Source organism: Pseudomonas sp. PF05 (genome assembly GCF_056521845.1).
Map to the genome: position 1 here is coordinate 1 of NZ_JBWLPW010000047.1, position 2320 is coordinate 2320.

The 2320-nt window shown below is 63.4% G+C and carries 2 protein-coding genes; both read right to left on the minus strand.

Translation table 11 applies throughout. From position 1 onward, the window contains the following. Positions 1-113: 113 nt before the first annotated feature. Positions 114-311: a YbdD/YjiX family protein gene (locus AC09SL_RS29335; protein WP_003201656.1), complete on the minus strand. Its 198-nt coding sequence runs from the start codon at positions 309-311 to the stop codon at positions 114-116. A gap of 15 nt (positions 312-326) precedes the next feature. After that, positions 327-2320: carbon starvation protein A (locus tag AC09SL_RS29340; protein ID WP_058543714.1), on the minus strand; the 1994-nt coding region annotated here is incomplete at its 5' end.

The window sequence follows — 2320 nt, forward strand, 5'->3', positions numbered from 1 at the left end:
AAAACAACTGTGGGAGCGGGCTTGCTCGCGAAAGCGGTGTATCAGTCGACTTTAACGTTAACTGACACTCCGCCTTCGCGAGCAAGCCCGCTCCCACATGGGTTTACCTCAACTCAACAGCACTTGGGCCCACCCTTGCCACCGTAACGGGCCTCCTGGCGTTCGCGAAAGAACGCCTCGTAGTCCATCAACGGTTTGTCCGGGTGCTTGGTTTGCATGTGCTCGACGTAGTTGTCGTAGTCGGGCATGCCGACCATCAGGCGGGCGGCCTGACCGAGGTATTTACCCAGGCGACTCAAGTCATTGAACATTGTTGCAATCCCCTATCAAGCGTCCGGCAGAGCCTGGAATGGCGCTTCCTTGTCCGTGCGTTCCTTGGTGCCCCAGGCGGCGATGCCGACCTTGAGCGCGTAGAACAGGATGCTGAAGACCACCAGCAGGAACAACACCGTCAGCGTTGCGTTGGTATAAGCGTTGTACACCACATGCTGCATCTGCTCGATGCTCTTGGCCGGGGCCAGGATCTGGCCGGCGGTCAGGGCATCGTTGTATTTGCGCGCCAGGGCCAGGAAGCCGATCGCCGGGTTGGCGTCGAACAGCTTGATCAGGCCCGCGGTGGTGGTGCAGATCAGCAGCCAGGCCGCCGGCAGCATGGTCACCCAGACGTAGCGCTGGCGCTTCATCTTGATCAGCACCACGGTGGCGAGCATCAGGGCGATACCGGCCAGCATCTGGTTGGAGATGCCGAACAGCGGCCACAAGGTGTTGATGCCACCCAGCGGATCGATCACGCCCTGGTACAGCAGGTAGCCCCACATCGCCACGCAACCGGCGGTGGCGATCAGGTTGGCCGACCAGGATTCGGTGCGCTTGAGCGAAGGCACGAACGAGCCGAGCAAGTCCTGCAACATGAACCGCCCGGCACGGGTGCCGGCGTCCACCGCGGTGAGGATGAACAGCGCTTCGAACAGGATCGCGAAGTGGTACCAGAACGCCATGGTGTTCTCACCCGGCAACACCGAGTGCAGGATCTGCGCGATCCCCACCGCCAGGGTCGGCGCACCGCCGGCACGGGCCAGAACGGTGGTTTCGCCGATGTCCTTGGCCACCGCTTGCAGCGCCTCGGGGGTGATTGCAAAACCCCAGCTGCTGACCGTCTGGGCCACGGCCACCACGTCACCGCCGACGATCGCCGCCGGGCTGTTCATGGCGAAGTACACGCCCGGCTCGATCACCGAAGCGGCCACCATCGCCATGATCGCCACGAAGGACTCCATCAGCATGCCGCCGTAACCGATGTAGCGGGCGTTGGTTTCGTTATCCAAGAGTTTGGGCGTGGTGCCCGAGGAGATCAGCGCGTGGAAGCCCGAGACCGCGCCGCAGGCGATGGTGATGAACAGGAACGGGAACAGCCCGCCCTTCCACACCGGCCCGGTGCCGTCGGTGAACTGGGTCAGCGCCGGCATTTTCAGCTCAGGCATGGTGACCAGGATACCGATCGCCAGGGCGACGATGGTGCCGATCTTGAGGAAGGTCGACAGGTAGTCCCGCGGCGCCAGGATCAGCCACACCGGCAGCACCGCCGCGACAAAGCCGTAGCCGATCAACATCCAGGTGATCTGGATCCCGGTGAAGGAAAAAGCCTTGGCCCAGACCGGGTCGGCAGCGATCTGCCCGCCCAGCCAGATCGAGCCCAGCAGCAACAGCACGCCGATCACAGAGATTTCACCGATGCGGCCCGGGCGGATGTAGCGCATATAGATGCCCATGAACATCGCGATCGGGATGGTCGCCATCACCGTGAAGATGCCCCACGGGCTCTCGGCCAGGGCCTTGACCACGATCAGCGCCAGCACCGCGAGGATGATGATCATGATCAGGAAGCAGCCGAACAGCGCGATGGTGCCAGGGATGCGGCCCATTTCCTCGCGCACCATGTCGCCCAGGGAGCGACCGTTGCGACGGGTGGACAGGAACAGGACCATGAAATCCTGCACCGCACCGGCCAGCACCACGCCGGCGATCAGCCAGAGTGTGCCGGGCAGGTAGCCCATCTGCGCCGCCAATACCGGCCCGACCAGGGGCCCGGCGCCAGCAATGGCCGCGAAATGGTGGCCGAAAAGAATGTGCTTGTTGGTCGGGACGTAGTCCAGGCCATCGTTGTTGAGCACGGCAGGGGTGGCCCGGCGCGCATCGAGTTGCATCACGTTGTTGGCGATGAAGAGGCTGTAGTAGCGGTAGGCGACCAGGTAGATGGCCACGGCTGCGACGACGATCCAGAGAGCGTTGATGGGTTCGCCGCGGCGCAAGGCCACGACAC

Coding starts and splice junctions, on each gene's coding strand:
- AC09SL_RS29335 (WP_003201656.1), bottom strand. CDS start 311: ATGTTCAATGACTTGAGTCGCCTGGGTAAATACCTCGGTCAGGCCGCC.